20 protein-coding genes are annotated in these 21,632 nt (G+C 37.5%); 7 read left to right on the top strand and 13 right to left on the bottom strand.

The window, feature by feature from the left end; all coding sequences use genetic code 11:
- Nucleotides 1-2: 2 nt before the first annotated feature.
- The 6 genes from rplD to rpsL form a co-directional block, all read right to left on the bottom strand.
- Nucleotides 3-632, bottom strand: a complete 630-nt coding sequence (rplD, locus tag FNW07_RS06160; RefSeq protein ID WP_126745355.1) for a 50S ribosomal protein L4 — start codon at nucleotides 630-632, stop codon at nucleotides 3-5.
- Entirely contained in the window at nucleotides 632-1,249 is a 618-nt protein-coding gene (rplC, locus tag FNW07_RS06165) for a 50S ribosomal protein L3 (protein WP_126745356.1), read from the bottom strand. Before rplC ends, rplD begins: the two co-directional genes overlap by 1 nt.
- Before the next feature lie 162 nt (nucleotides 1,250-1,411).
- The gene (rpsJ, locus tag FNW07_RS06170) at nucleotides 1,412-1,717 is read right to left on the bottom strand and encodes a 30S ribosomal protein S10 (RefSeq protein WP_011963470.1); all 306 of its coding nucleotides are present in this window, start codon (nucleotides 1,715-1,717) and stop codon (nucleotides 1,412-1,414) included.
- Nucleotides 1,718-1,728: 11 nt separating this feature from the next.
- Nucleotides 1,729-3,885 carry an elongation factor G gene (fusA, locus tag FNW07_RS06175; RefSeq protein WP_126745343.1) on the bottom strand — a complete coding sequence of 719 codons (2,157 nt, stop codon included), beginning with the start codon at nucleotides 3,883-3,885 and terminating at the stop codon, nucleotides 1,729-1,731.
- Between the two features lie 10 nt (nucleotides 3,886-3,895).
- Nucleotides 3,896-4,372 (bottom strand): 30S ribosomal protein S7, encoded by a 477-nt coding sequence (gene rpsG / locus FNW07_RS06180; RefSeq protein ID WP_108902316.1) that lies wholly within the window; start codon nucleotides 4,370-4,372, stop codon nucleotides 3,896-3,898.
- Nucleotides 4,373-4,397: 25 nt separating this feature from the next.
- Nucleotides 4,398-4,781: a 30S ribosomal protein S12 gene (gene rpsL, locus FNW07_RS06185; protein WP_007136570.1), complete on the bottom strand. Its 384-nt coding sequence runs from the start codon at nucleotides 4,779-4,781 to the stop codon at nucleotides 4,398-4,400.
- Between the two features lie 182 nt (nucleotides 4,782-4,963).
- Here rpsL and FNW07_RS06190 point away from each other — a divergent pair, with 182 nt between their 5' ends.
- The 5 genes from FNW07_RS06190 to FNW07_RS06210 all read left to right on the top strand — a co-directional run bounded on the left by FNW07_RS06190 (nucleotide 4,964) and on the right by FNW07_RS06210 (nucleotide 13,123).
- A complete protein-coding gene (locus FNW07_RS06190) occupies nucleotides 4,964-6,631 on the top strand; it encodes a hypothetical protein (protein WP_126744836.1) in 1,668 nt (555 codons plus the stop codon).
- Nucleotides 6,632-7,263: 632 nt separating this feature from the next.
- Nucleotides 7,264-10,491 carry a SusC/RagA family TonB-linked outer membrane protein gene (locus tag FNW07_RS06195; RefSeq protein ID WP_126744837.1) on the top strand — a complete coding sequence of 1,076 codons (3,228 nt, stop codon included), beginning with the start codon at nucleotides 7,264-7,266 and terminating at the stop codon, nucleotides 10,489-10,491.
- Nucleotide 10,492: 1 nt separating this feature from the next.
- A complete protein-coding gene (locus FNW07_RS06200) occupies nucleotides 10,493-11,929 on the top strand; it encodes a SusD/RagB family nutrient-binding outer membrane lipoprotein (RefSeq protein ID WP_126744838.1) in 1,437 nt (478 codons plus the stop codon).
- Between the two features lie 72 nt (nucleotides 11,930-12,001).
- Complete coding sequence (gene rlmB / locus FNW07_RS06205) at nucleotides 12,002-12,736, top strand: 23S rRNA (guanosine(2251)-2'-O)-methyltransferase RlmB (RefSeq protein ID WP_126744839.1); 735 nt, start codon at nucleotides 12,002-12,004, stop codon at nucleotides 12,734-12,736.
- A gap of 27 nt (nucleotides 12,737-12,763) precedes the next feature.
- Complete coding sequence (locus FNW07_RS06210) at nucleotides 12,764-13,123, top strand: cation transporter (RefSeq protein ID WP_158626873.1); 360 nt, start codon at nucleotides 12,764-12,766, stop codon at nucleotides 13,121-13,123.
- 169 nt (nucleotides 13,124-13,292) lie between these two features.
- On the opposite strand, the gene FNW07_RS06215 is transcribed toward FNW07_RS06210, so the two are convergent.
- Nucleotides 13,293-14,096: a rhomboid family intramembrane serine protease gene (locus FNW07_RS06215; RefSeq protein WP_126744841.1), complete on the bottom strand. Its 804-nt coding sequence runs from the start codon at nucleotides 14,094-14,096 to the stop codon at nucleotides 13,293-13,295.
- A gap of 251 nt (nucleotides 14,097-14,347) precedes the next feature.
- Here FNW07_RS06215 and FNW07_RS06220 point away from each other — a divergent pair, with 251 nt between their 5' ends.
- Entirely contained in the window at nucleotides 14,348-15,625 is a 1,278-nt protein-coding gene (locus FNW07_RS06220) for a replication-associated recombination protein A (RefSeq protein WP_126744842.1), read from the top strand.
- Here FNW07_RS06220 and FNW07_RS06225 read toward each other — a convergent pair.
- Genes FNW07_RS06225 through radC form a run of 4 tightly spaced genes read right to left on the bottom strand, consistent with a single transcriptional unit; the run spans nucleotide 15,622 to nucleotide 18,846 of the window.
- A complete protein-coding gene (locus tag FNW07_RS06225) occupies nucleotides 15,622-16,365 on the bottom strand; it encodes a hypothetical protein (protein WP_126744843.1) in 744 nt (247 codons plus the stop codon). The two genes, FNW07_RS06220 and FNW07_RS06225, sit on opposite strands and share 4 nt — an antisense overlap.
- A gap of 2 nt (nucleotides 16,366-16,367) precedes the next feature.
- On the bottom strand, nucleotides 16,368-17,048 hold the full coding sequence (locus tag FNW07_RS06230) for a YjjG family noncanonical pyrimidine nucleotidase (RefSeq protein WP_126744844.1): 681 nt from the start codon (nucleotides 17,046-17,048) through the stop codon (nucleotides 16,368-16,370).
- 6 nt (nucleotides 17,049-17,054) lie between these two features.
- Nucleotides 17,055-18,134 carry a TlpA disulfide reductase family protein gene (locus FNW07_RS06235; protein ID WP_158626874.1) on the bottom strand — a complete coding sequence of 360 codons (1,080 nt, stop codon included), beginning with the start codon at nucleotides 18,132-18,134 and terminating at the stop codon, nucleotides 17,055-17,057.
- Nucleotides 18,135-18,150: 16 nt separating this feature from the next.
- A complete protein-coding gene (gene radC, locus FNW07_RS06240) occupies nucleotides 18,151-18,846 on the bottom strand; it encodes a DNA repair protein RadC (RefSeq protein ID WP_126744846.1) in 696 nt (231 codons plus the stop codon).
- Between the two features lie 51 nt (nucleotides 18,847-18,897).
- Between radC and FNW07_RS06245 the strand changes: the two genes are divergently transcribed.
- Nucleotides 18,898-19,494, top strand: a complete 597-nt coding sequence (locus tag FNW07_RS06245) for a DUF1287 domain-containing protein (RefSeq protein WP_126744847.1) — start codon at nucleotides 18,898-18,900, stop codon at nucleotides 19,492-19,494.
- Here the strand turns inward: FNW07_RS06245 and murC are convergent.
- Nucleotides 19,487-20,845, bottom strand: a complete 1,359-nt coding sequence (murC, locus tag FNW07_RS06250) for a UDP-N-acetylmuramate--L-alanine ligase (RefSeq protein WP_126744848.1) — start codon at nucleotides 20,843-20,845, stop codon at nucleotides 19,487-19,489. The two genes, FNW07_RS06245 and murC, sit on opposite strands and share 8 nt — an antisense overlap.
- Before the next feature lie 2 nt (nucleotides 20,846-20,847).
- Nucleotides 20,848-21,549 (bottom strand): tetratricopeptide repeat protein, encoded by a 702-nt coding sequence (locus FNW07_RS06255; protein ID WP_370511492.1) that lies wholly within the window; start codon nucleotides 21,547-21,549, stop codon nucleotides 20,848-20,850.
- Nucleotides 21,550-21,632: the final 83 nt, after the last annotated feature.

Below are 21,632 nucleotides of genomic sequence, written 5' to 3' on the forward strand. Positions count from 1 at the left end.
TATTATTTGCTTAAATTTTCTTCAATTCCCTCTAAAGAACTTTCTAAAAGCACTAAATTATTAGCGTTAAGAATCGCGTAAGTGCTTAATTCACTGTTACTTACGACGTTAGAGGCCTTCAAATTACGTGACGACAAATATACATTTTTATTTGAATCACCCAACACAAATAAAGATTTTTTATTTTCTAACCCTAAAGCTTTCAAAACGTTAATGAAATTTTTAGTGTTTGGTGTTTCAAAATTAAAGTCTTCGATGACCATAATATTTGACTCTTTTGCTTTGATTGAGAAAGCTGATTTTCTGGCCAATCTTTTCAATCCCTTATTCAATTTGAATGAATAACTTCTTGGTCTTGGTCCGAAAACTGTTCCCCCACCTTTAAACAACGGATTCTTTGCACTACCCGCACGAGCAGTACCAGTTCCTTTTTGTTTTTTTATCTTACGAGTACTTCCCGCTACTTCAGCTCTTTCTTTAGCTTTGTGCGTTCCTTGTCTTTGATTAGCAAGATATTGCTTCACATCAAGGTATACTGCGTGATTGTTTGGTTCTATACCAAATACTGAATCAGAAAGTTGAACTTTTCTTCCAGTATCTTTTCCGTTGAAATCTAATACTTTTGCTTCCATTACTTCTGAATGATTACGTAAGAGTTTTTGCATCCAGGAACGCATCCTTTGATTACAAGTAGGTTCTTATCAGCCACTACTTTCAAAACTCTTAGATTTTGTACTTTTACATTGTCTCCACCCATTCTTCCGGCCATACGCATTCCTTTGAATACTCTAGACGGATAAGATGAAGCTCCCACAGAACCTGGCGCTCTTAAACGGTTGTGCTGACCGTGAGTTGCTTGTCCAACACCACCAAAACCGTGACGTTTCACAACCCCTTGAAAACCTTTACCTTTAGATACACCTTGTACATCTACAAACTCTCCTTCTTCAAAAATAGAAACATCAATAAGATCTCCTAATTTTTGTTCAGTTGCAAAATCTTGGAATTCAACGACTTTTTTCTTAGCAACAGTTCCAGCTTTTTTAAAGTGACCTAAAGCCGCTTTTGTGGAATGTTTCTCGTTTTTGTCATCGAAACCCAGTTGCAACGCTTCATACCCGTCAACACCTTTGGTTCTGACTTGGGTAACAACACACGGCCCAGCTTCGATTACTGTACAAGGAATGTTCTTCCCGTTTTCGTCGAAAATGCTAGTCATGCCGATTTTTCTACCAATTAACCCAGACATAATTATTATTTATTAATTATTAATTATTAAATATAAAATATAGAACACTGCATTTTAAGCAAACCCTATTTTTTAAGTGGCTGCAAATATATAACTTATTTACATACAAACTCAAAAAATATTTTTTACCTAAATGCAGGTTCTTTTATTCTCTAAAGATACTTAAACCTTGATCTCTACTTCAACACCACTTGGTAACTCTAACTTCATTAGAGCGTCAATTGTTTTTGATGAAGATGAATAAATGTCGATCAATCTCTTGTATGACATTACTTCAAATTGCTCTCTCGCTTTTTTGTTAACGTGTGGAGAACGTAGAACAGTGAAAAGTTTTTTGTGTGTTGGCAATGGGATTGGCCCTGTTACTACTGCACCTGTACTTTTTACAGTTTTTACAATCTTTTCAGCAGACTTGTCTACCAACATGTGATCGTAAGATTTTAGTTTTATTCTGATTTTTTGACTCATTTTCTTAAAGATTAAGCGTTTCCTTTTGCTTTTTTGATAACTGCTTCTGAAATATTAGCAGGTGTTTCAGCATAGTGTGAGAACTCCATTGTTGAAGTCGCTCTACCTGATGAAAGTGTTCTTAATGTTGTTACATAACCAAACATTTCTGATAATGGCACATCGGCTTTGATGGTTTTAGCACCAGCTCTGTCACCCATGTCATTTACCTGACCTCTACGACGGTTGATATCACCTACGATATCTCCCATGTTTTCTTCAGGAGTAATAACTTCCATTTTCATGATTGGCTCAAGTATAACAGCACCTGCAGCTTTAGCCACTTCTCTGTACCCCATTCTTGCAGCTAACTCAAAAGAAAGCGCATCAGAATCCACCGGGTGGAAAGATCCGTCTGTTAAAGTTACTTTCAAGCTATCCACTTGGTAACCTGCAAGAGGCCCTTGTTTCATAGCTTCTCTGAAACCTTTTTCTACAGATGGAATATATTCTTTAGGAACGTTACCACCTTTTACAGCGTTGATAAACTGTAACCCTTTAGGCACTTTTCCATCAACTTCATCAGCTGGTTCAAGTGTAAATACGATATCACCGAATTTACCACGTCCACCTGATTGCTTTTTGTAAGTTTCTCTGTGAGTTGCACTTTTTGTAAAAGCTTCTTTGTATTCAACTTGAGGCTCACCTTGGTTTACTTCAACTTTGAATTCACGTTTCATACGATCTACAAGGATATCCAAGTGAAGCTCACCCATACCAGAGATAATAGTCTGACCAGAAGCCTCATCAGTTCTAACTGTAAACGTTGGATCTTCTTCAGCTAGTTTAGCCAAAGCCATACCCATTTTATCTACGTCAGCCTTAGTTTTAGGCTCAATTGCAATACCAATTACCGGCGCAGGGAATTTCATTGACTCAAGAATGATTGGGTGTTTTTCATCACACAATGTATCTCCAGTTTTGATATCTTTAAATCCAACTGCCGCTCCAATATCACCTGCCTCGATGTAATCGATTGGGTTTTGTTTGTTAGCGTGCATCTGGTAGATACGGGAAATTCTTTCTTTGTTTCCAGAACGCGTATTCAACACGTAAGAACCTGCGTCCAAACGACCTGAATAAGCACGGAAGAATGCCAAACGACCTACGAATGGGTCAGTAGCAATCTTAAATGCAAGAGCAGCGAACGGCTCTTTTACATCTGGCTTACGTAATATTTTAACTTGATCTTCTTCTAACAATTCAGCGTCATCAGGATGAATTCCTTCGATACCTTCTTTGTCCATTGGAGATGGCAAATACTTACAAACTGCATCCAACATAAATTGAACTCCTTTGTTTTTGAAAGAAGAACCAGCAATCATCGGAATGATAGCCATGTCCATCACAGCAGCTCTTAATGCAGTGTTGATTTCTTCCTCTGTAATAGAGTTTTCATCTTCCATGAATTTCTCAAGCAAAGTCTCATCATAATCAGCAACTGCCTCAATAAGAATCGATCTGTATTCTTTCACTTCTTCAAGCATATCTTCCGGAATAGGCACAATATCATATGTCGCACCCATACCTTCTTCATGCCATACGATAGCTTGGTTTTTCACCAAGTCTACCACACCTTTGAAATCATTTTCTTCACCAATTGGTAAAGTGATTGCAACGGCATTAGATTTTAACATGTCTCTTACTTGTTGACATACCATCAAGAAGTTAGAACCTTGTCTGTCCATTTTGTTAACGAATCCAATACGTGGCACTCTGTATTGATCAGCTAATCTCCAGTTAGTTTCTGACTGAGGCTCAACACCATCAACAGCACTAAATAAGAAAACCAAACCATCAAGTACACGCAACGAACGGTTTACTTCAACTGTAAAGTCAACGTGTCCCGGGGTATCGATAATATTAAAGTGATAAGGCAATGTTTCAGGTAAAACTTTACCTTGCTCGGTAGGGAAATTCCATTCACAAGTTGTAGCAGCAGAAGTAATTGTAATACCTCTTTCCTGCTCTTGTGCCATCCAGTCCATTGTTGCAGCACCATCGTGTACTTCACCAATTTTGTGTGATTTTCCAGTATAGAATAATATACGCTCCGTTGTTGTTGTTTTACCAGCATCAATGTGAGCAGCAATTCCTATGTTTCTTGTATATTTAAGTTCTCTAGCCATTTCTTAAGAATTAAAATCTAAAGTGAGAGAATGCCTTGTTAGCCTCTGCCATCTTATGAGTATCCATTCTCTTTTTAACAGCAGCACCTTCTTCTTTAGCCGCAGCTAAAACTTCAGACGCCAGTCTTTGAGCCATCGATTTTTCATTTCTTCTTCTTGCATAAAGAATCATCCATTTCATCGCCATAGAAATTTTTCTATCTGGACGAATTTGCATTGGGATTTGGAATGTAGCTCCACCAACTCTACGGCTACGTACTTCTACGTGAGGCATAACGTTTGTTAAAGCATCTTTCCAGATCTCTAATGATGATTTTTCTGCATCTTGCTTCTTAGCCTCTACGATATCAATTGCATCATAAAATACTTTGAAAGCTGTTGATTTTTTACCATCCCACATTAAGTTGTTCACAAAACGTGTTACCAGCTGGTCATTAAACCTTGGATCTGGTAAAAGTGGTCTTTTCTTTGCCGCTCTTTTTCTCATGTCTTTTCTTTAAAAGATTTTAAAATTACTTTTTAGCTTCTTTTGGGCGTTTAGCTCCATACTTAGATCTTCTTTGTGTTCTTCCTGCCACACCTGATGTATCAAGCGCACCACGCACAATGTGGTATCTAACTCCTGGTAAATCTTTTACCCTTCCACCCCTAACTAATACTATCGAGTGCTCTTGTAGATTGTGTCCTTCTCCAGGGATGTAAGCATTCACTTCGTTACCATTTGTCAAACGTACACGCGCAACTTTACGCATTGCAGAGTTTGGTTTTTTTGGTGTAGTAGTGTAAACACGCGTACAAACCCCTCTTCTTTGAGGACAAGAATCTAAAGCAACCGATTTACTCTTCTTAGTTATCTGAGTTCTTCCTGTTCTTACTAATTGTTGAATTGTTGGCATAATTAAATACTAAATATTTTTTATGATTTTAATTTCCCGCTTTTTACGGGGTTGCAAATGTACGAATTGTTTTTTTCTAAACAAATCTTAATTCATTAATTTTCAATCTAATCACTCAACTATTTATTTTATATAACAAAATCTATTTTTTTACGTTACTTTTATCCAAATTCAACACGGCCTTGAAAAGGATTTTTATTTTATTTCTACTACTGTATTTTGGCTGGAATTCTTCGGCCCAAAATTTCTATCTGAAGATATCCGGAGAAAACCCTTCCGACAAAACCACAATCGATTCTATTGGTTATACTGTCCAACATCCCAATGTAAAATCTGTTTTTGATGAAAGCAGGCTGTTTTCGGAAAAGCTTACCAAATTTGGCTATATCGAAAATGAAACCTTCGGAAACACAAGACCAAACGACAGTACCTTTTTATTTCAATTACGCTTAGGAAAAAGAACTGAATTTATACATTTATATATAGGTACGAATACTGAACTCCAATCCCTAGGGATTATTGTTTCCAAAAAAGACACCCTGCCTGTTCGATTTGCCGAGATTGAAGGTTTTCTGAACCAGACTTTAGCCAAATTAGAAGCCAAAGGCTATTCATTAGCCAAACTGCAGCTCGTGAATTTCAAGACTCTCAACAATTCCCTTTTTGCAGAATTGCATCTGGAAAAAGGAAACAAAAGGCAACTCAACGATATCGTTATTAATGGGTATGACAAATTTCCGGAAGGACATAAAAAAAATATCCAAAGACTCTATAGGAACAAAACATTCAATCAGGAAAATCTAAGCAAGATTCACAGTGATTTTGAGAAGTTCCGCTTTGTCAACCAAACCAAATATCCGGAAATACTCTTCACCAAAGATACCACCAAAGTCTATGTGTATCTGGAAAAATCGAAACCTAACAAATTTGACGGTTACATTGGATTCTCCAATGACGACGAAAGCAAACTTGCTTTTAACGGTTACCTTGATTTGCTATTGGTCAACAATTTGAATGTTGGCGAAGAATTTACCTTATACTGGAAAAGCGATGGTAACGATCAAAAAACCTTCAATATTGGAATCGAATTGCCCTATATTTTCAGAAGTCCTTTTGGATTGAAAGCCAGTTTGAATATTTTCAAACAAGACAGTACTTTCCAAAATACGAAAACCGCTCTCGATATAGGCTATTTTTTTAATTACAACACCCGACTGTATCTTGGATATCAGGCAACGTCCTCCAGCGACATTCAAAATCAGAACAATTTTAGCATCAGCGATTATTCCAATGCATTTGTAACGACTAATTTTGAATTTACGGATTTCAAAAGAGACGACTTTATTTTCCCTGAGAAAACAAAACTAAATCTTAAAATCGGTTATGGAACCCGGGATTCCAATTTAAAATCTAATCAGCAGCTATTTGCGGAGACAGATGTGAAACATGCTTTTTATTTAAATGAGAAAAACAGCATTTATACCCGAAGTCAGAATTTCTATCTGCAGAGCGACAACTACATAACCAATGAACTGTTTCGTTTCGGAGGCATAAATTCCATCCGGGGATTTAACGAAAATAGTCTTCAGGCGAATTTATTTACCTCCTTACTAACTGAATATCGGTATTTAGCGGCTTCCAATATATATATTCACTCGATAATTGACTATGGCTATTTCAAAGACAAAACAACCGAAAACAGTGGAAGCCTTTTGGGATTAGGCTTCGGGTTCGGACTACTGACCAAAAACGGACTTCTCAATTTGGTCTATGCAAACGGAAGCACAAAAGAACAAAGCATAAAACTCTCCAATTCAATAGTTCATATTAGCTTCAAGGCGGTATTTTAAATTACTTTCACAAAATCTGGTTTTTTGTTAGGAGAATTAACTTTTTAAAATGGTGGTATTGTAGGTTCTATTTTCACCATACCTGCTTACACAACTTCTTATACGTTCAATATCGAAACGATACAGGATTTATTACCGGAAGGCACTGAAAATTTCAAAATTAAGGTGTATTCCAGAAGAAACCTGAAAGGAACTGCAAGCGATTTCACTATTGATTTGGCAATCGAAAATTTCACTTCTACTGAATTAGTTGCAAAATTAGATACCCTTCAGTAAAGAAAAAAAAATTTATACCAAAACTGAAGAGGAAAAAATAAAATATTTTTGCTTTAAAAAGGAAACATTCACTTGTTTTCCTTTTTTTTTATAAAATTTTTAAGAAACCCCATTGTGCTCTTTTTTAAAGAAGGTAGATTTTCGAAAATCTCCGTAAAGCCAGTATTTGTTACTGTTTGTAAGAATTTATAACCCAAAAATTAGCTTCAACAATGTTATAATTATGCCAATTAGAACCGTAAAATTTATTTTTTTCGTCAATTAAATGTGATATACTGATAAATTTTACTAATTTTTGTTAGGAAAATTAACTTTTTATTAGGAAATTTGGCACAACTAACAAAAAATCATTAACAATGAAATCAAAATTTAAGATTTTCTTAGCATCGATACTGATGCTGTTTGTGCAGATGAGTTTTGCACAAGAAAAGACTGTTTCTGGTATTGTCACTGACCAAAACGGATTACCTATTCCAGGAGTGAATGTCCTTCTAAAAGGGGCGACCACCGGAACTCAAACTGATTTTGATGGTAATTTTAAAATGGTTGCCGACCAGGGCCAGATATTAGTATTCAGTTATCTTGGTCTGCAAACAAAAGAAGTGGCAGCAACATCTAACATGAAAGTCCAAATGAAGGACGACGCAGTTGAACTCGAAGGGGTCGTTGTAACGGCTTTAGGTATTAAAAGAGAGAAAAAAGCTTTAGGATACGCTTCACAAAAGCTTGAGGGAAGTGATCTCAATCAAACCCCAACCAATAACTTTATAAACAATTTAGCAGGTAAAGTTGCCGGCCTGGAAATTAGAAAAAATGCTAATTTTGGTGGCTCCAGTAATATCGTGTTGAGAGGTACGAAAAGTATAACGGGAAACAACCAAGCTTTAATGGTAGTTGATGGTGTGCCAATTAACAACGCCAATTTAAATACAGCAGATGCCGGAAAAGGAAGAGACGGATTTGATTTTGGAAACTCCGCTTCTGATATTGACCCAAATAGTATCGAATCTTTAACAGTCCTTAAAGGGGCTGCAGCGACAGCTTTATACGGCAGTCAGGCGTCTAATGGCGCGATAATGATTACCACTAAAAAAGGAAAACAAAACACAGGTCTGGGCATTACGTTCAGTTCAACCACTTCTACAGGAATGTATGACAAGGACACTTTTCCCAAGTACCAAAAAACATACGGACAAGGATATGCCGGACCGGACAGTTTTATACCTGCAGATGTAAATGGGGATGGCGTTGATGATTTGCTGGCTCCATCAGGAGATGATGCATCTTATGGAAATGCCTTTGATCCCGCTTTGATGGTATATCAATGGAATGCATTTGTTGAAGGAAATCCTAATTTCGGTCAACCAACTTCTTGGGTGGCGGCAAAAAATGATCCTGGAAAATTTTTCCAAAATTCACTTGGAGTTGTTAACAGTCTTAATTTAAATGGAGGAGATGACAAATCTACTTTTAATTTTGGTTTTGCAAACAACTACGAAACCGGAATATTACCTAACAGTAGGTTAAACAGAAATAATTTAAATGGTAATTTTTCAAGAAAGTTATCTGAAAAATTAAATGTTGCCGCTTTTTTAACTTTCACAGATCAATCTACTGTTGGTAGAAACAATGTGGGATATGGGGACAACTTGATGGGAAGCTTCCGACAATGGTGGCCGGTAAATGTTGATATCAAAGAATTACAGCAAGAATATTTCAGAAACCATCAAAATGTTACATGGAATATGGCTGATCCAACAGGGGGAGACTTATCGCCAGCATTTTGGAACAACCCATACTGGGACAGATATCAAAATTACTCTTCTGATGAAAGAACCCGAATTATTACTGGTGGTAATATAAGTTATGATCTTACTAAAGATTTGAATGTTTTAGGTCGCGTTACAGTCGACACATCGAATGATAGACAAGAAATGCGCAAAGCTGTCGGCAGTCACGCAGAAGAATTCGGCCTGAGTCAATTAGATGAAACCTCCGGATACAATCTTTATACTCGGAGTTTCCTACAAACAACTTATGATTTTCTAGCTACATACGATTTTAAATTAAATGACGATTTTGGAGCTAAACTTTTAGGAGGAACTTCATTTATCAAAGCAAAAGTTGACGAATTTGAAGGCTCGACCACTGGCGGATTAGCAGCACCTAATTTATATACTCTGGCAAATTCGAACGTATTTGTTGCTCCTGTAGAAGAAGAGTACAATTATGAAAAATTTGGGGTATTCGGTCAACTTTCTTTGGATTTCAAAAAAACTTTATATTTAGAAGGTTCATACAGACTGGATAACACAACTGCATTACATCCAAATCACGATAATTACTCTTACTATTCTATCGGCGCCAGCTTTTTATTTTCAGAAATATTCAAAAAAGATTGGCTTGATTTAGGTAAATTAAGAGCTAGTTATGCCGAAGTTGGAAATGACCCGGCAAACGGGAGACTTGGGGCAAGGCTGAATAATGGATTAGTAGGCAGCAATCCTACTTTTGGAAATAGTGCAGTTTTTGTTGAATATGACAAACTGAGAAATGAAAACCAAAAGTCCTGGGAATTTGGATTGGAAGCAGCGCTGCTCAACAGGAGGTTTAATTTCGATATGTCAGTATACAAAACAAATACCTTCAATCAGGTTATCAATGTACCTCAATCTTCATCAACCGGTTATGCAAGCTCACAAATTAATGCAGGTGAGCTTCAAAACCAAGGGATTGAAGTTGCTCTATCCGGGTACCCAGTTAAAAATAAAAATTTTCAATGGATGATTGGGGTTAACTGGTCTAAAAATGAGAATGAATTAATTAAATTAGATGAAGGCAGATCAAACCTGCAATTAGCAACTTTCCAAAGTGGGGTTTCTTTAAATGCGACGGTAGGACAACCTTATGGGACACTACGAGGTTCGGATTTCGTATATGATGCCAATGGCAACAAAGTAATTGACGAAGATGGATTTTACGTAACTGAGGATGACAAAGTATTGGGTGATATTCAAGCAGATTGGATTGCTGGTATAACCAATAGAATTACCTATAAAAACCTTTCATTTAATTTTCTTATTGACATTAAAAAAGGAGGTGATTTATTCTCACTTGATCAGGAATACGGTCAGTATACGGGTGTATTAGCTGGTTCAGATGGAAATAATGACTTAGGGAACCCAATTAGAGATCCATTAACTGGCGGTCCTGACAGTGGTGGTGTGATTTTGGATGGAGTGTTTGAAGATGGAACTCCTAACGACATTAGAATCGATGCTTCAACAGCTGGGGCCGCATTTGGTAGTGGGGCTGCACCTAATAAAGCATTTATATACGATGCTTCATATGTAAAACTTAGAGAAGTTGGATTGACCTATACTGTGCCATTAAAACTATTAGAGAGAACCGCTATTAAAGGAATGTCAGTTAGTTTCTTAGGTAATAATCTATGGATCATTGATAAAAAACTTCCATTTGCTGATCCAGAAGCTGGTACATCATCAGGTAATATTCAAGGATATCAGTCGGGAGTTATGCCCTCTGAAAAAGTTTATTCGTTTAACGTTAAAGTAAATTTCTAATATGAAAAAGCTATTTTCAATCGTAACGCTGTTAGTGCTACTAACAAGTTGCAATAACAACACTGAAGACTTCAACAATAATGAAGATGCTTCATATAATGTGCCAGCCGAAACTTTATTCACCAATTCTCAATTAGAGTTGGTAAATCAAATGACTACTCCAAGTGTCAACTTAAATCCATTTCGTTTTTTCTCCCAATATTGGGCGCAAACTACATATAATGATGAATCAAGATATAGATTGACTACCCGAAAAGTATCGGATAATCATTGGGATGCATTGTACCGAAATGTGCTTGGAAATTTAGAATCAGCTAAAGATGTAATAACTACAGAGAGTGCTTCAGTCGAGCAGCAGAATAAACTTGCTATCATCGAGATTCTTCAGGTATACACCTTTCAGATTTTAGTTGATACTTATGGCGATATTCCCTATACTGATGCTTTGACTTTACCTGCTATAAAATTACCTCGTTATGATGATGATGCAACCATCTATCCAAAATTAATAACCAGATTGGACGCTGCTATCGCTAATCTTGACGATACAGAAGGATCTTTTATCACAGGAGATGTTTTATTTAATGGCGATGTCCAAAAATGGAAACTGTTTGCAAATACACTAAAGCTGAAATTAGGAATTAATTTATCTGATTTTGACCCAGCTTTAGCACAATCGACAGTCGAAGCTGCATACGCTGCGGGAGTGATATTAACGAATACTCAGAATGCTACCTTTAATTATCCTGCTGCTGCCCCTAATTACAATCCTATATATGGAGATTTAGAGGCCAGCAATAGAAATGATTTCGTTGCAGCTAACACTCTAGTTAATGTGATGAATACCTTAGATGATCCGCGCCGCGCGGTATACTTCAACGATGTAGACGATAGCGGAATTTATATTGGAGGGATTTATGGCGCTGCCAATAATGATTTCACGGCATTTTCTCAAATTGGTGACAAATTCAGAGCTGCCGACTTACCTGCAGAGCTTTTCGAAGCGACTGAAGTTAATTTTTATTTAGCAGAAGCCGCAGCCAGAGGTTTCAATGTTGGAAACACTGCCGAATATTATTACAATAATGCTATCCGATCTTCTTTTGAATACTGGGGTGTAGCAGGTGTTGATGCTTATTTACTAAAACCGGAAGTTGCCTATACAACTGCAACTGGAACATGGCAACAAAAAATTGGAACACAGGCATGGATTGCACTTTTCAATAGAGGGTTTGAATCATGGAATTTCTACAGAAGATTAGACTTCCCGACACTAGTAGCGCCTGCAAATGCTGTAGCCGCTGCAAATGGTCAGGTACCTACTCGACTTACTTACCCTTCAACCGAACGTACTGTTAATGGTGAAAATTATCAGGCCGCTGTTACTGCAATGGGCGAAGACAGACTAAGAGGTAATGTCTTTTGGGATGTAAACTAAAATTTGTTTTATTTGAGTTATTTCTTTAAACCATCCGCGTAGGCGGATGGTTTTTTTTTATAACTTTGCGCCATGGAAAAAGAACACCTTATTTTTGGAATACGAGCAATAATTGAAGCCGTACAATCTGGCAAAGAAGTAGATAAAGTCTTCATTCAAAAAGACGCTTCAAGCGAATTAATGAAAGATTTGATGAAAGTGATGAAGCGCAATAACGTGAACTTCTCCTATGTTCCAGTTGAAAAACTGAACCGACTGACTCCAAACAACCACCAGGGCGCCGTCGCCAGTATTTCCCCTATCTCCTTTTTTGATTTAGAAACGCTGATCGAAACTGTACTGGAAAATGGTAAAAAACCTCTTTTTCTAATTTTGGATCAAATTTCGGATGCGCGTAATTTTGGAGCTATCATAAGAACTGCAGAATGCACCGGTGTCAATGGAATCATTGTCCAAAAAGCAGGTTCAGCACCTGTGAATGGCGATACCGTAAAAACCTCAGCAGGAGCTGTATTTAATATTCCTATCTGTAAAGTAGAACATATCAAAGATGCTATTTTCCTATTGCAGGGAAGCGGTATCAAAACCGTGGCCGCAACCGAAAAAACAGACCAAAATATTTATGACATCTCATTAAATGAACCTGTAGCGATTATAATGGGGTCGGAAGATCGCGGTGTAAATCCTTCTGTTCTTAAAATTGTGGATGAGAAAGCCAAATTACCAATGTTCGGTACTATCGGTTCTCTGAACGTTTCTGTGGCTTGCGGTGCCTTTTTATACGAAGCCGTTCGTCAAAGAAGTTAGACCCCCTAAAACACTAAATATATGAAAATGAAACATTTAAAATCTTTGCTCGTTGCATTCATTCTCACAATATCTACACTCACTTTTTCCTTTGCGCAAGAAAAAAAGACAGCAATATCTGTAATTAAAACGAATATTTATTGTGATCATTGCAAAGAATGTGAGACCTGTGGTAAAAATTTTCAAACGAAAATGTTGAAAATTTACGGTGTAAAGATGTACGAACTTGATGAAAAAGCAATGACAATCACTGTTTATTATAATATTAAAAAAACAAATTTAGAAACTATAAAAAAGGAAATTTCTAAACTGGGTTATGATGCAGACGATATTAAAGCCGATAGCAAAGCCTACGAAAATTTAGATAATTGCTGTAAAAAAGCATAATCCTCTATAGATATACTCAAAATACAAATATTGTTAAAAACCGGAGCGAGAGTTTCGGTTTTTTTTATGGATGTCATTCCCGCTATTGCATTTAAACCTTCATTACATTGCGGAGCTACCGGCGCAAATGAAATTCACTGAACACAAAATTAAATAAACATTAGGTGAACTAACCGGGGCTATTGGAGCAATCATTTTTTGGTTTATTATTTTTCTCTTTTTCGATTATTTCATAGACTACAGGCATATTCGAAATATAATAATTATAAGGCGCCACATCCTGAAATTCTTCCAAGAATTCGTCTTTCGGCAAATTGACAAAATTGCCATGGGCATCAAACCGCTGTAAAAACTTATCCTGATCAGCATTGAAATCGGGCCGTTCCCAATCGTATTTAATCAGTTTTTTATATTCGGGTGTGCGGAAACCGACCGCAAAACCAAATCCGGTAATTAATCCCGCCAAATGCCCTTCCCAGGAAATGCCTTCTTCAACATTGGGGAACACATACCAGACCAAGCTTCCATAAAAAGTTATCACCAGCAGCGAAAGCGCCACCAATCGATAATACTTGGTCATCATGCCTTTGAAAAAGATAAAACTGACCAGCACATAAATTAAACCGCTGGCTCCGATATGATAAGACTCCCGCCCTATTACCCAGGTCAGCAATCCGGAAACCAATATCCCAAATCCCAATATTTTAAAAGTGAGTTCCTTATAAAAAAAGCGCAGTGCTGCAATAAGAATTAGCAGCGGAATGGAATTGTTATATAAATGCTCAATGTTTCCGTGAATAAACGGACTGAAAAGCACGCCCCGTAATCCTTCGAACGTTCTGGGAAAAATACCCCATACGCCAAAATCTACATTAAAACGGTATTCAATCCAGAAAACGACCCACAACAGCAGTACGGAGAAGAAAGGCAATATCAAAACCGAAGGGGAAAATTGAAAATGATTGTCGTTCATGGATTTTGGGAATTAAACAATTATTGTTTATTCTATCTCAAAAATATAACCAAACCAAAACAGGTGCTATTTTGTCAGTTAACGTCAATTTTCATTACTAATTATCGTAATTCCTACAAAAAGTCCCTAGCCCTGATGGAGCTGATATCCCGCGTTTTTTTTACGCGGATAAAAGCGAGAGCAGGAAAATGATTTGTTAAAATGCCAGAAATTACCGCTCCAAAAAATTAAAAAATCATTAATTTTACAACATGGAAGCACCTTTAGCAGAACGGATCCGTCCGCAGAAATTAGAAGATTACCTGAGTCAGCTGCACCTTGTAGGACCAAACGGCTCACTGACGCAGCAAATCGCGAAAGGGATTATTCCGTCCTTAATTTTCTGGGGACCGCCCGGAACCGGAAAAACGACGTTGGCGCAGATTATTGCGCAGGAATCCAAACGCCCTTTTTACATATTGAGCGCTATCAATTCTGGGGTAAAAGACATTCGCGATGTGATTGAAAAGGCAAAACAGAGTGGCGGGTTGTTTACCACAAAAAATCCAATATTATTTATTGATGAGATTCACCGATTCAGCAAATCGCAACAGGATTCGTTGTTGGCCGCAGTAGAGAAAGGATGGATTACTTTGATAGGCGCCACGACTGAAAATCCGAGTTTTGAGGTTATACCCGCTTTACTGTCGCGTTGTCAGGTGTACATCCTGAATCCGTTTTCGAGAGAAGATTTGGAAGCTTTATTGCAGCGCGCCATGACCCAGGATATGTTTTTGAAGGAGAAAAAAATTAATTTACATGAATCCGAAGCTTTAATGCGACTTTCCGGCGGCGATGGACGCAAGCTATTAAATATTTTTGAACTGGTCGTAAACGCATCCAATGAAGATGAAATTTTGATAACCAACGAGAAAGTTTTACAGTTGGTGCAGCAAAATACAGTTTTATATGACAAAACTGGTGAACAGCATTATGACATCGTTTCGGCATTTATAAAATCGATTCGGGGAAGTGATCCCAACGGAGCGGTCTATTGGCTGGCGAGGATGATTGAAGGTGGCGAAGATGTAAAATTCATAGCACGCCGGATGCTAATTCTTTCCAGCGAAGATATCGGAAATGCGAATCCCACGGCTTTTATTATGGCCAACAATACCTTTCAGGCCGTGTCGACCATCGGTTATCCCGAAAGCCGGATTCTCCTGAGCCAATGTGCGGTTTATCTGGCGACATCACCAAAAAGCAATGCGAGTTACATGGCCATCAATCAGGCACAGCAATTGGTCAAACAAACCGGCGATTTACCGGTGCCGATTCATCTGCGGAATGCGCCCACTAAATTAATGAAGGAATTGGGATATGGTGAGGAATACAAATATTCGCATGATTATGCCAATAATTTTGCTAATCAGGAATTTCTGCCCGACGCTCTTTCTGAAACGGTAATTTACAATCCCGGAAACAATTCAAGAGAAAACTCCACACGTGAATTCCTTAAAAACCGTTGGAAAGATAAATACGGGTATTAAAATTTCACTTTAAAAGTTTCGGACATTAATTTGCCTCCCACATAGTATTCGAAAATCCAATCCGCATTTTTGAAATACAGAATTCCTTTTCCCTGATTGCCCTCAGCAATGTAAATTTCTTTTACAGAGGTATTGTAAATTTTTAAGACCACTTTCGGGGCGCTGTCAATCAATTGGAATCCGTTTTCTATCGGTTGCGCAAACAAGGCAGCCCCACCATTCGAAGTATTGGCATTTACTGGAACCACTTCTTTTTTTATGGTCGCACCATCATTTGTGGTTTTCACCACTACAGTTTCCACGCTGGTCACCGAACCATTGTATTTATAGCCTAAAGCATCAAATGAACTGAAAGCTTCCCGGAGTGCCTGATTGTAGGCTATCTGGTATGCTTTTTCCTTGCTTTTTCCTTCTGCCGATGTAAACAAGACATTGTTTTTGCAGTCTTTCAGAACCACATTCAGTTTGGTCATAAACATTGTACCGTGGCTCTCCACGTCGACATATACCTTATTGCAATTCTGATCGGCCACTTCCGCAGGCAAAATATCAGTACCAAAATAGGTAACAAAACCATATTTTTCCATAAACATCTTGGTCATCGTATTCATCCGGTATTGATCCTTTTCTTTTAAAAAAGCGAATTTGGAAGGGACGATAGCATATTTATAATCGTTAATGGACTGCGAAAATCCAAGACCGGAAGTCAGCACTAAAAGCACTACTAAATATTTTTTCATGTTTAAAGGTAATTTTTTAATTGTAATAAATGGGAAACCTGTTTTATATCAGGATCAATTTGCAAACCGTTTTCCTTGAACAATATGGCATCCAGACCAAATTCCAAAGCGCCCTGAACATCAGCCTCGATGCAGTCACCAATCATGATGCTGTTTTCTTTTTTGGCTTGAGCCTTTTTTAATGCATATTCAAAAATAATCGGGTTTGGTTTTTTAACTCCGACCATTTCTGAATTCGTTACCGTTTGGAAATAATGGCTGATATTGGAATTATCCAGTTTGTTTTTCTGAATTTCATCAAACCCATTTGTAATAATATGCAATTTGTATTTTGGCTGCAGATAATTCAAAAGTTCAATGGCACCATCTAACAAATGGTTGAATTGGGGCAAATAATGAATGTATTCCAGCGACAAAAATACTACTTTTTCATCTTCGATTTCATACTTTATCGCGTCAAAAGTAACCTTCAGCCGATCAAATCGCAATTGATTATGGGTAATCAATTCTTTACGGTACAATTTCCAATATTTTAAATTTATCGGAACATAATGCGTCAGAAATAACCCGAGGTCGACTTCGATATTATGTTTTTTAAAAATGGCTTCAAATGCCAAAGCCGAATTCTTTTCAAAATCCCACAGCGTATGATCCAAATCGAAAAAAATATCTGAAATTTTCATTTTGATTTATTTATTCGAATCTACAATCAAAAAATAGTCCAGCTTTTCCAAAAGAAAATCTCCCCGCTGATTGACTGCTACTATTTTTCCGTTTTTATCTATCAGGATGTTTAAAGGAATTCCCTTGATTTCAAATTGCTTGGTGACTTTGCCTTCCCAACCGCCAGTCTCAATCAAATTAGTCCAGGTAAGCTTATCGCTTTCCAATGCTTTTTTCCAATTCCCATCATAGGTATCAATCGAAATACTGACAATTTCAAAATTTTTGCTTTTGCATTTTTCATATATTTTGACCAATTCTTTATTGTTGACTCTGGTCGGTTTATACCAAGAGGCCCAAAATTCGATCAATACAAATTTCCCCTTGAAATCACTGATGTTTATTTTTTTTCCAAATTGGTTGGGAAGAGTAAAATTTTCCAATTGCTTTCCTTCTGCCAATTTTTTAGAAAGTTTAGGATTATTCCGGATAATCAGACTGTCTTTTTCAATTTCTTTTTTCTTCTTTTTAACCACTACGGCAGACAAATCCTTTAATTGGTCTACTGACAATAATCCTGTTTTTTTTGATTTTACTACAAGGAAATCCAAAATCGGATAATCCGGATTTCCGGTTACGGATTCATAATATTTCTTGAATATTTTTTTGTTTTTTTCTTCTTTGGAGAGTGAACTCTTTTCAATTACTTTCTGATAGTCGTCAATTTCTGCCATCAGTTCCTGGGTCTTCGAGCCGGAGATTTTTTTAATTTCTATATCATTGATGTCTTCATTTCCGTTTTTAAAAACCGAGGTCGCTACCGTGATTTCAATGGGGCTGTTTTCCAGATAAAACAAAGCTACTGTAGAGGTTGGCTTCAATGTCAACGATGCTTGCGCGGCATTCGCCAATTTACCGGAAAAATTAAATTTTTTATCCACTACAAGGCAACTGTCTTTGATATAGTCCGATCCGTATGCCCTAAGGTATATATAATCGGAATAATCTCCTTCCACCACTCCTTTTATGGAATAGCCATTTTTGATTAGCTGGGCATGCATAAGAGTACCGCAACAAAGAAACAATAGGACCAATATTTTATTCATGATTCGGAGTTTAATTCTACAGGATTCCTTCATCTGCAAAGCTAAAGTAACTGTTTTCCGTTACAATCAAATGGTCCAACACTTTTATATCCAAACTTTCTCCTGCAAATTTTAATTTTTTAGTAATCTGAACATCCGCATCACTTGGTTTCAGTGCCCCTGACGGATGATTGTGACACAAAATTACCGCTGTCGCTGTCATTTCCAAAGCCGTTTTAAAGACTAATCGTACATCGACTAAAGTTCCCGTGATTCCACCTTTGCTCAGTTGTGATTTTGAGATGACCTTATTGGAATTATTCAAATACACTATCCAAAATTCCTCATGCGATAGTTCGCCGATGATAGGCTGCATCATTTCAAAAATGGATTTGCTGGACGTTATTTTATCCAATTCTACCGCCTCTTCTCCCCTTCTCCTTCGCGCCAGTTCCATTGCTGAAACAATTGAAATGGCTTTGGCCGGACCAATCCCTTTGAAGCCAACCAACTGTTGGATTGATAATTTTCCGATGGCATTCAGATTGTTGTTGACACTCGCAAGAATCCGTTTGCTTAATTCCACCGCGCTTTCATTACGACTGCCGGAACCTATCAGAATGGCTATCAGTTCGGCGTCACTGAGCGATGCTTTTCCTTTGAGCATCAGTTTTTCTCTGGGCTTGTCATCCTCTGCCCAATACTTAATTGAAAATGAATTGTTTTCTTCCATGGCGTGTACTTAGATATATTTTCTGTCGTTATTAAATAAAAATCTAAAATAATGAAAGCATTTTACTTAACCTCGATTTTGCTGTTGTTTCTGAATTTTTCAAGCGACAGTACTTTCTATCAAAAATTATCGAATGCCGCAATAACAATTACTAAGGACCATGTGATTTATGATCCCAGTTATGTTGCCATGAAATATCCAAACGGCGATGTTCCAAAAGACAGAGGAGTTTGTACTGATGTAATTATACGCTCCTATCGGAAATTAGGCATTGACCTGCAGAAGGAAGTTCACGAAGACATGAAAGGACACTTTGCCCAGTATCCGAATATGAAAAAATGGGGATTAAGGAAAACGGACACCAATATTGATCATCGGCGAGTACCAAACCTGGAAGTATTTTTTAGCAGAAAAGGAAAAAAATTAATCGTAACAACTAATCCTGACGATTATAAAACCGGCGAAATGGTGACCTGGATGATCACTATCAAATTGCCTCACATTGGAATTATCACACATAAAAAATCACCGGACGGGAAACGACCGATGATTGTTCATAATGTGGGAGGCGGACAAGTTCTGGAAGATTGCTTGTTCGCTTATAAAATTGTTGGGCATTATAAATATGGAGAAAAAATACCTAATTAAGAATTAGCTTTTTTACCTCATCAAAATTCAATCCGCCATAATTTCCGGAACTCATCAAGAGTAAAGCAGAATTATCCAAATCGCGGTTAAACAGATAATCCTTGAAATCTTTTGGATTCGTATAAATAATCAAATCGTCACGCTTGAAAGATTGCGAAATCTGTTCATAAGTCACTTCCTCTAATTGCTTGATTTTTACGGCATCGGGCGAATAGAAAACCACGGCAACATCGGCAAATTCGAGAGCTCCTTCATATTCCTTTAAGAATTCGGCATTCAGGCTACTGTAAGTGTGCAACTCCAGACACGCAACTAAAGTCCTCGTCGGATATTGTTCTTTTACGGCTTTGGTGGTGGCCGCTACTTTACTTGGTGAATGCGCAAAATCTTTGTAAGCCACTTTTGTTTTGCTTTCGGCTATTTTTTCTAATCTTTTCGAAGCACCTTTAAAACTGGCGATTGCTTCATAGAAATCGGCTTCATCCACGCCCATGTTCTGGCAAATCCATTTGGCTCCGGCGAGATTATTCAGGTTATGCGCTCCAAAGACCTCAATTGGCATATCCCCTTCCGGAGTTTCCAATAAGGTTATCCCGTTATCAACCGAATATTTTGGTGTATGGTAGGCTAATTTTCGGATTGGATTCGTAGCCGCTTCCGCCACTCGTTTTACTTCCGGATCTTCTTCATTATAAACAAGGATTCCTCCGTTGGTAATCATTTGGATAAAAATCTCAAATTGATCCACATAATTCTCATAAGTTGGAAACACGTTAATATGATCCCAGGCAATTCCGGAAATCAAAGCGATGTTGGGTTGGTATAAATGGAATTTAGGACGTCGGTCCATCGGTGATGACAGATACTCATCTCCTTCCAGGACAATAAAATCATTTTCTTCCGTCAGATGTACCATCGTGTCGAAACCTTCGAGCTGTGCTCCCACCATATAATCAACTTGAATGTTGTGGAAATGCATCACATGAAGAATCATCGAAGTGATGGTGGTCTTTCCATGAGAACCGCCAATTACGACGCGTGTTTTATTTTTGGATTGTTCGTATAAAAATTCAGGGTAAGAATATATTTTCAGGCCCAATTCCTGTGCTTTCAACAGCTCGGGATTATCCGCTTTGGCATGCATACCAAGAATAATCGCTTGAAGATCTGATGTGATTTTTTCAGGAAACCAACCAAGTTCCTGAGGCATCAGGCCTTTCTTTTCCAATCGGGATTTGGATGGTTCAAAAATAGCGTCGTCACTTCCGGAAACTTGATATCCTTTATTGTGTAATGCCAAGGCTAAATTGTGCATGGCGCTTCCGCCGATGGCTATAAAATGGGTACGCATTTTTATGATTTTTTCTTTTGATACAAATCTAATATTTGTTTTGCTTTTTCGGGCGAATTCATTTTGTTTTTATACAAGTCGGCCAACTTTTGATAGGTTACTTTGGACTGCCCAATTTCAATGGCTTTTAGGTAATGCTTTTCTGCGTCTTTATATCGTTTATGATATTCAGATATGTATCCTCTGGTGAGATAGCCGTCTACGGGAGAAATCTTCATCAATTCATCCGAATATTTCTGTGCTTTTACTTCACTTCCGCCTACGATTCCAGGTAATTCCGTGTAAACAATTACTAGAGCCCAGCGTGCATCAACATGTTTGGGATCTAATTTTACAGCGGTTTCAAAAGCGGTTTTGATATCATCGACCATGCTTAAAGCTTTGAGTTTGTTTCCGCTTCTCGCTTTCATACCTAATGATTTACCGTACTTGAATTGATAATTCGCTTTTTTGGGGAATTGGTTCTTCAATTTCTTAAAATAGGCAATAGCCTCATCCCATTGTTTGTTATGGATTGCAATATCTCCTAAATATTCAATAGTCTGGGTATGGTTTGGATTTTCCTGTAAATAGATTTCCAATTGAGGTTTAGCCAACACATATTTTCCCTGATCGAAAAGCTTTTTGATCGCTTCGAAATCGGATTGGGACCAAAGATGAAATGGTGCCAAAAGCAAAACGTACAAGAGGAGTTTCACCTTCATTTACCAAAAATAAAGAAATGAAAGCAATAATGCTCTATTTTAAACAAAAAAACCGCTCCTTTCGGAACGGTTTCAGTTTTTAA

It is taken from the genome of Flavobacterium sp. GT3R68, from assembly GCF_007109225.1.
Lineage (GTDB): Bacteria > Bacteroidota > Bacteroidia > Flavobacteriales > Flavobacteriaceae > Flavobacterium.